The organism is Pontibacterium sp. (genome assembly GCF_964228735.1).
Taxonomy (GTDB): Bacteria; Pseudomonadota; Gammaproteobacteria; order Pseudomonadales; family Balneatricaceae; genus Pontibacterium.
The window spans coordinates 1-6,404 of sequence record NZ_CAXRBQ010000023.1 but is presented as its reverse complement, the minus strand read 5'-3'; the positions used below and the strand labels follow the sequence as shown (position 1 = coordinate 6,404).

The 6,404-nt window shown below is 53.7% G+C and carries 9 protein-coding genes; 6 read left to right on the top strand and 3 right to left on the bottom strand.

The window, feature by feature from the left end; genetic code table 11:
* The 4 genes from ACEQ15_RS02280 to ACEQ15_RS02265 form a co-directional block, all read left to right on the top strand.
* On the top strand, nucleotides 1–706 hold a 706-nt coding region (locus ACEQ15_RS02280), incomplete at its 5' end, for a flagellar brake protein (RefSeq protein ID WP_370277404.1).
* Nucleotides 707–717: 11 nt separating this feature from the next.
* Entirely contained in the window at nucleotides 718–1,830 is a 1,113-nt protein-coding gene (locus ACEQ15_RS02275) for an ATP-NAD kinase family protein (protein WP_370277403.1), read from the top strand.
* 44 nt (nucleotides 1,831–1,874) lie between these two features.
* Nucleotides 1,875–2,126, top strand: a complete 252-nt coding sequence (locus ACEQ15_RS02270; protein WP_282354022.1) for a hypothetical protein — start codon at nucleotides 1,875–1,877, stop codon at nucleotides 2,124–2,126.
* Between the two features lie 70 nt (nucleotides 2,127–2,196).
* Nucleotides 2,197–2,763: a hypothetical protein gene (locus ACEQ15_RS02265; protein WP_370277402.1), complete on the top strand. Its 567-nt coding sequence runs from the start codon at nucleotides 2,197–2,199 to the stop codon at nucleotides 2,761–2,763.
* 70 nt (nucleotides 2,764–2,833) lie between these two features.
* Here the strand turns inward: ACEQ15_RS02265 and ACEQ15_RS02260 are convergent, their stop codons facing one another.
* From ACEQ15_RS02260 to htpX, 3 genes are all read right to left on the bottom strand, one after another.
* Entirely contained in the window at nucleotides 2,834–3,241 is a 408-nt protein-coding gene (locus tag ACEQ15_RS02260; protein WP_370277401.1) for a hypothetical protein, read from the bottom strand.
* An 80-nt stretch (nucleotides 3,242–3,321) separates the two neighbouring features.
* Entirely contained in the window at nucleotides 3,322–3,666 is a 345-nt protein-coding gene (locus ACEQ15_RS02255) for a cytochrome c (protein WP_370277400.1), read from the bottom strand.
* Between the two features lie 123 nt (nucleotides 3,667–3,789).
* On the bottom strand, nucleotides 3,790–4,665 hold the full coding sequence (gene htpX / locus ACEQ15_RS02250; protein ID WP_370277399.1) for a protease HtpX: 876 nt from the start codon (nucleotides 4,663–4,665) through the stop codon (nucleotides 3,790–3,792).
* 169 nt (nucleotides 4,666–4,834) lie between these two features.
* Here htpX and ACEQ15_RS02245 point away from each other — a divergent pair, with 169 nt between their 5' ends.
* On the top strand, nucleotides 4,835–5,740 hold the full coding sequence (locus tag ACEQ15_RS02245; protein ID WP_370277398.1) for a class I SAM-dependent methyltransferase: 906 nt from the start codon (nucleotides 4,835–4,837) through the stop codon (nucleotides 5,738–5,740).
* Nucleotides 5,741–6,232, top strand: coding sequence for a hypothetical protein (locus tag ACEQ15_RS02240; protein WP_370277397.1), 492 nt, complete (start codon nucleotides 5,741–5,743; stop codon nucleotides 6,230–6,232).
* Nucleotides 6,233–6,404: the final 172 nt, after the last annotated feature.

The window sequence follows — 6,404 nt, the reverse complement described above, 5'->3', positions numbered from 1 at the left end:
AGAAGCGCTTAAAAAGCTTCCCGAGAATCCAGGCCTGGCCGAACTGAAACCGCAGGTGGGTGAAAAGATCCAGCTGGAGCTGCGTTCGCCTGTAGGTCGTATCAGTTCAAAATTACTGGGCTACAAGGAAGGTGTCAGTCTGATGGTCAGCGCATCTGCAAACGGTCGTGTGCCTCTTGTTAAAGAGGGCCAACGCCTGACCGCGCGTATGATCACCGGAAACTATATCGCGGCGTTTAGCACGCGAGTAATGAAGATACAGAACACACCTTTTACGTACTGGCATCTGGAATATCCACAGCAGCTTGAGGTGCGTCGTATCCGCAAACATACGCGGGTGCCGGTGAATCTCAAAGTGTCTCTGGATGAGTACGAAGAGGGTAGTTCCGTTGTGGGTGTTTGGCCATGCAGCGGGTTCTGTACTGATATCTCACTGGTGGGGGCCTGTGTTGAGGTATCGTCTCCGTTGGGCAATGTCGGGGACCGGATCTTTGTCACCATGCGCGTTAGCGTGGCCGATATCGATCAGGTGATACTGGCACCGATTGTGATTCGTAACGTGAATCAGATCGAAAGCGAACCGGTAAACGTATACCGACATGGGGTCGAATTCCTTGAATTGGACGAGGATACCCGCCTGATACTGGCAAGTTTTGTTTATCAACAGTTCCTGATTGAAACCGGGAGCATTGATGATCTGGGATAGAGGTACGTTAAGTGTTTAGACTGGGTTTGATTGTTAACCCGCTGGCGGGCGTCGGCGGTAGCGTAGCGTTGAAAGGCAGTGACGGCGACGAGACCGCACGTAAAGCGCTTGAACTGGGCGCCGAGCCGAAAGCAAACCTACGCACCCTGCAGGCACTCGAAGTGCTGAAGGGGCTGGACCTGAAAATGGTCACCTATCCGGCAGAGATGGGTGAACAGGTTGCTCGGGAAGCGGGCTTTGAACCGGAAGTCGTCGGTGAGATTGTCAGCGGATCAACAACTGAAGCAGACACCGAAAAGGCTGCCAGAGACTTGGTAGAGCACGGTGTTGACCTGATCCTGTTTGCCGGTGGTGACGGTACCGCCCGTAATATCTGTAACTCGCTGAACGACAGCTTCCCGGTACTGGGAATTCCGGCTGGCGTGAAGATCCACTCCGGTGTGTACGCGGTGACGCCAAAAGCCGCAGGCGAGATCGTTGCCATGCTGGTCAAAGGTGAACTGGTCACATTGGGTGATCAGGAAGTGCGTGATATCGATGAAGACGCGTTTCGTGCCGGTGCCGTGCGTGCCAAGTATTATGGCGAATTGCAGGTGCCGCAGGAGCATCGTTACCTGCAACACGTGAAGAATGGTGCCAAAGAGAGTGAAGAGCTGGTACTCGACGATATTGCTGCCGATTTTGTCGAGGGCATGGAAGACGATGTGCGCTACATCATGGGGTCCGGTACCACCGTTCAGGCGATCATGGACGAACTGGGCCTGGGTAACACCTTGCTGGGCGTGGATGTGATCGAAAACGGTGAAGTGATTGCAGCAGACTGCACCGCCGACCAGCTGCTGGAGCTGACCGATGGCGTGGAAGCGAAACTGGTGATCACGGTGATCGGTGGCCAGGGCCATATCATCGGTCGTGGTAACCAGCAGTTGAGCCCGACACTGTTAACCCGTCTGGGTAAGGACAACATGATTGTTGTGGCGACCAAAACCAAGCTGCACGAGCTGGAAGGCCGTCCGCTGATCGTTGACAGTGGCGACACGCAGGTCAACAAGATGCTGGCGGGTGTCATCCCGGTACGCACCGGCTACCACGATTCCGTACTCTACCGTGTGGCAGATCTCTGATCTGCCCACTAAGCTGATACTGAGTATTCTGGCGGAGTAGGGCGATGTTCTCCCACTGGTTAAAATTTCTGCTGATGTTGTTAGCACCGGGCTGGATGCAAGACCGGACGCCGGATGAAAGCCATTTCTATCGCCGCCAGTTCACCAGCGACCACCGCAAAAAACGGAAAAAGGTTCGCTACATTTGGTTATCAGCAGCGTCCGTCTGTCTGCTCCAACCCTCCCTGCCTATGTTTATCTTTGTTGGCTTACTATCAACTTTTCTTTCGTTCAGTTTACTGGATGAATCTTCCTGAAACTGTTCTGTCATAAACGCCCTGTAGAGTCTTGCGCAAAGTTTATCGTACTGACTTCAAGAGGCTTGTGATGAAAAAACTGATTGCTGGTGCTGTGGTTGCTGGCGCCCTGATGAGCGTTGTAGGTTGCCAGTCCACCGCGACTAAGGAAGAAGCTAAACCAGTTGCAGAAGCGCCTAAGCTGAACAACGATGACCTGTACGAAGTAGCACACGAAGGTCGCTACTACGTATTTGACGATTTCAAAACGTACCAGGATTTCCTGGAAGTTGGCGAAACCTCTTACCGCAAAGTATTCATCGGTGGTGGCCCACACGGTGAAACTCTGGTTCACGGCCTGATGGGTAAGGACAAGAAGAAACTGTCCGGCATCGCTGGTGTAGAAATGTTCGCTGGCAAGATGGAAGCTGCTGAAGACTTCTACGGCGAAATGCGTGGTGAAGACGGCCGTCTGTACGTATTTAACAGCCTGGAAGACATGGAAGACCTGCGTAAAGTAGGCGAAGCGCCATACCGCTTCACTCAGATCGGTGCAGGCCCACAGGGTCAGACAGTTGTATTTGTCCTGAACAAATCCAACAAGAAAAAAGAGCCGGTTGCTCTGGTTAAACGCTTCAAGGAAATAAACGGCCTGTAAGTCGCCACTTCTCTGCTGTTGCTGAAAAAGGGCCTGATTGGGCCCTTTTTTAATGCCTGAAATTTGTGCCTTACTGGGGCTCCAGCTGTGCGTCCACCTGCTTGCCCGGCATAACGGTCAACCTCGCCGCCAACGGCGTTTCGGAGAGCTGTTCTGCGGTTGGCACGGTAAAAGGTGCAGTCTCGTGGCTGACACCCTGCTGCTGCCAGGAAACCGTGACCGGGTTGGCTTCATACTCCCGTGCGGGAAAGCGGGTAGAGCATTGGGTCTGGGGTGGGATCGTCCCGCAATAGAACTTACCGCCAAAAGCTTCGACGCGGATGGTGACATCGTGGATGGTGGTCTCTGTGTTGTTAGCCAGTATCACGGTGTTGATTTTGGGTGCCGGTGCAAAGGCCGATGTGGCACAACCTCCCAGCAAAAGTGGCAAGGTTGTCAGGCCAAGAATAAGAGGCCGGCTTGGCATCTGAAACTGCATTTAACACTCCCTGCGTCGGTCGTTTTGGAAAAGTCGATCTTCAAAAGACCGCAGCCGAATTCAAAGGTTGCAGGAGAGTGCTACTTTTTCAGCGTGCTCAGGGGCTGTTCCCCTTTGGCGTGTAGACTGGTGAAGTATTCGGCTATCCATTCTATCTGTTCATCGGTCAGTTCTGCGGTGACCGCCGCCATAGTGCTACCGTTATCAGGCAGTGCGCGGTGGCCCTTGAGTTTGGCGATCAGAACGTCACGCTCCAGTGTCGGCAGGGGAGGCCAACCGGGGACACCCGGATCACCCTCAGTGCCGTGACAGTGGCTACAGAGTGAAAGCACGGTCCCAACGTCCGGGCTGGAATCCTGAGCCAGAGTTGCCTGTGGCACAACGCCAAGTGCGATGGCCAGTATAAGAGTTCGGTAGGTCAGCATCGTTTTCCTCCACTACGCTGGAGTATAGCCACCTAACCGTTATTCGTCTGAAATTGGATGCAGGCGCAATAAAAAAGGGCCTGTGATTCAGGCCCTTTTGGGTAGCTTGTTCTGTGGTGACGCTTAGCCGCGTGCCTGCAGCGCTGCGATACGCTGGTCCAGCGGTGGGTGGCTCGCCAGCAGGCTCATAAAGCCATCTTTCAGGTGGCTGCTGATACCAAACGCCAGCATCTGATCCGGCATCTGGTCCGGCATCTCGTACTCGGCTTTCAGGCGCTGCAGGGCACCGATCATGGCATGATTGCTGGACAGGTCTGCACCTGCTTCATCCGCGCGGTATTCACGGTAGCGGGAGAACCAGGACACCACGATGGACGCCAGAATACCGAACAGAATTTCGAAGACAATCACTGTCACAAAGTAGCCAATGCCGCCACCGGAGCTTTCACCCTCTTCGTCGCTGCTCAGGAAGCTATCAACAACCGATGCTGCGATACGGGCAAAGAACATAACGAAGGTGTTTACCACGCCCTGAACCAGAGACAGGGTGACCATGTCGCCGTTCGCGACGTGGCCAATCTCGTGGGCCAGCACCGCACGGACTTCCTCAGGGCGGAAGCGCTGCAACAGACCCAGGCTTACCGCAACCAGGGCGTCGTTCTTGTTCCAGCCGGTGGCGAAGGCGTTTGCCTGCTGCGCTGGGAAAATACCCACTTCCGGCATCTTGATGCCCGCTTTCTGAGACAGTTCAGCAACGGTATCCAGCAGCCACTGTTCATCGGCGTTGCTTGCACGCTCGATGATCTGGGTTCCGGTGGATTTCTTCGCCATCCATTTGGAAATGAACAAAGAGACGAAGGATCCGCCAAAGCCAAAAATGGCACACATAACCAGCAGGCCTGACAGGGTACTGCGGTCTACACCCAGTACACTCATGGTAATACTGGCGACGATCAAAATCGCGATGTTGGTTACGAGGAAAAGCGCTATACGCATCATGATGTTGGGGCTTCCAGTTGTTGGGTTGCTCACAATGAGATTGTTATCGTCCTGTTAGATATAGGCTCGGTCAACAAGTTTCAAGCATTGTTAATGATCTTTAGACCATCAGACTGGTGGTTGCCTATTTCGCGCACTATAATCGGCGCTTTTTGTGACAACTTTCCCTATGCAACGCATATTAGACTCCATACAGCAGAACCTGACCGACGCCGGTAACGAAACCCGCAGGCTCTTTCATGGCCGTGGCCACTGTTATGAGGGGCTGGAAGATCTGGTGATCGACTGGCTGCCGCCTTATGCCGTGATCCGCTTGTATAAAGCGGTGGAAGCCGAATGGCTGGATCAGCTGTGTGACGCGATGCGTCAGTTTGAGGTTATCACCGGCCTGGTAGTGCAGCAGCGTGCGCGCGGTCAGGACGCGATTAACCGCGTTGCCTGGGGTGAGGTGCCAGAGCAGTCTGAAGTCACCGAATTGGGTGTACGCTATCACATCAAACCCTCCCGCAATCAGAACAGTGGTTTGTTTCTGGATATGCGCGAAGGGCGTCGCTGGGTTCAGCAAAACGCTGAAGGGCAGCGTATACTTAATTTGTTTGCCTACACCTGTGGTTTCTCTGTAGCGGCGTTGTCCGGTGGTGCGGAGCATGTTGTCAACGTCGACATGTCGCGCAGTGCTATCGAAACCGGTCGCCAGAATCACCATCTGAATGGCTTTGAGAAAGAGCGTGTCACTTTTCTGGCGTATGACCTGTTCCGCTCCTGGAAGCGTATCCGTCAGTTGGGACCTTACGACCTGATCGTGATTGATCCGCCAAGTTTCCAGAAGGGGAGCTTCATTGCAGAAAAAGACTACCGTAAGGTGATCCGTCGCTTGCCGGAGCTGGTGGCGGAAAATGGCCAGGTGATGGCGTGTCATAATGACCCGAAGCTGGGGACAGACTTTCTTAAAAGTCTGATGCTGGAGGAGTGTCCGGACTTCCGCTTTGTAGAGCGACTGAAAAATCCGGCTGATTTCCCGGAAGCGGAGCCTGAAAAGGGATTGAAGGTGCTGTTGTATGCGAGGGAAGGTTAAGTGGATGTAATTTTCATGGATCTGGAGGCGAGTGGCCTGAGTGCAGAGTCCTACCCGATTGAGGTAGCGTGGCGGTGCCCGGCAACTGGCCGCAGTGACAATTTCTTTATCAACCCGGATAGTGTCGCTCACTGGCGCTACTGGGATGAGTTTGCCGAAGAGCTGCATGGCCTGGATCGCGAGCGACTGGTGGTGGAAGGCATCAATGCTGAGGATGCTTGTAACCGTCTGAATGAAACACTGGACGGCGAAACCCTGATCAGCGATGCGCTGGAGTTCGATTCCTTCTGGATTCAGCGGTTGTTTAAAGCGGTTGGTAAGAAACCAACGTTCCGGATTGCTGGCCTGGACGAGCTGTTAACGGCAGAGCAGCTGATTCAGTATCGCTTTATTGCCCGCAGTCAGTTCCGGCGCCACCGCGCCATGCAGGACGTGGAAGATCTAATCATCGCCGTTGATGCGGTGACCTCCGAGCAGGCTGAGAATGAATAATCATTCTACGGATACTAAAAAGGCGACCATCGGGTCACTGCTGTCCCATAGTTTTTGATCATAAAGGGATCCTCAGTTGAGGATCCCTTTTTTGCTTATCTGGTGGCTCTGGATTTAATAGCTCAACCAGTGGTTTTCGCTCAAATAAACTCACCTGAAGTACCCGCATGAT